The organism is Dietzia sp. B44 (assembly GCF_014145245.1).
GTDB classification, from domain to species: Bacteria; Actinomycetota; Actinomycetes; order Mycobacteriales; family Mycobacteriaceae; genus Dietzia; species Dietzia natronolimnaea.
Window position 1 is genome coordinate 1 of sequence record NZ_JAALEF010000452.1, and the last position, 1,146, is coordinate 1,146.

Annotated in this window: 2 protein-coding genes and 1 pseudogene; all 3 read left to right on the forward strand. The window is 73.0% G+C overall.

Annotated elements, in window-relative coordinates:
• A pseudogene (locus G6017_RS13975) lies at positions 1-244 on the forward strand (magnesium chelatase); the annotation flags it as partial.
• The gene (gene cobO / locus G6017_RS13980; protein ID WP_182617900.1) at positions 244-858 is read left to right on the forward strand and encodes a cob(I)yrinic acid a,c-diamide adenosyltransferase; all 615 of its coding nucleotides are present in this window, start codon (positions 244-246) and stop codon (positions 856-858) included. The pseudogene G6017_RS13975 and the gene cobO, both read left to right, overlap by 1 nt.
• A partial coding sequence (locus G6017_RS13985) for a nucleotide-binding protein (RefSeq protein ID WP_524536303.1) occupies positions 855-1,146 on the forward strand: 292 nt, incomplete at its 3' end. The genes cobO and G6017_RS13985, both read left to right, overlap by 4 nt.

Genomic DNA, 1,146 nt, shown 5'->3' on the forward strand with positions numbered 1-1,146 from the left:
GGACGCCCTCGCCCGGTCCCGCGCCGCGGCGGCCGGGCTGGCCTCCCTAGGCGTGGCGTCGGTGGTGGTGGACTGCGAGAGCGGCCGGTTCCGCATGGGCCTGGCCTCCGAGCTCGCCACGCACCTGGGCGCCGAGCACATCCCGCTGGGCGAGGTGACGGCCGAGGGACTGACCCACACCGTCCGCACCCACACGGCCCCTGACCGCCGCACCACGGCGCTGACAGAGGGAGAGGTGGCCTGATGCCGCAGGGACAACCGGCCCGCGTGCCCGACGACGGGCTGAGCACCCGGCAACGCCGCAACAAGCCCCTGATCATGGTCCACACCGGGCCCGGCAAGGGGAAGTCCACGGCCGCGTTCGGCCTGGCCATGCGTGCCTGGAACCAGGGGTGGGACATCGGGGTGTTCCAGTTCGTCAAGTCCGCCAAGTGGCGCATCGGCGAGCAGACGGTCATGGAGCGGCTCGCCCGCCTGCACGCCGAGACCGGTGAGGGCGGGCCCGTGGAGTGGCACAAGATGGGCTCGGGCTGGTCGTGGTCGCGCAAGGACGGCACCGAGGAGGACCACGCCGCGGACGCCGCCGAGGGCTGGGCGGAGATCAAGCGCCGGCTCGCCGACGAGCGGCACGACCTCTACCTGCTCGACGAGTTCACCTACCCGATGAAGTGGGGCTGGGTGGACGTCGAGGACGTGGTGGAGACGCTGACCTCGCGGCCCGGCCGCCAGCACGTGGTGATCACCGGCCGCGACGCCGACCCCCGACTGGTCGCAGCCGCAGACCTGGTCACCGAGATGACCAAGGTCAAACACCCGATGGACGCCGGCCAGAAGGGTCAGAGGGGGATCGAGTGGTGACCGGATCGCGCACCGACCTGCCCCGGCTCGTGGTGGCCGCTCCGGCGTCGGGTCACGGCAAGACCACCGTCGCCACCGGGCTCATGGCGGCCCTGCGGCGCAGGGGCCTGACGGTCTCGGGCCACAAGGTCGGCCCCGACTACATCGACCCGGGCTACCACGAGCTCGCGACGGGGCGGCCGGGCCGCAACCTCGACCCGCACCTGGTCGGCGAGCACAGAATCGTGCCCCTCCTGCTACACGGCGCGCAGGCCGCGCCGCGGCCGGCCGACGTCGCGGTGATCGAGG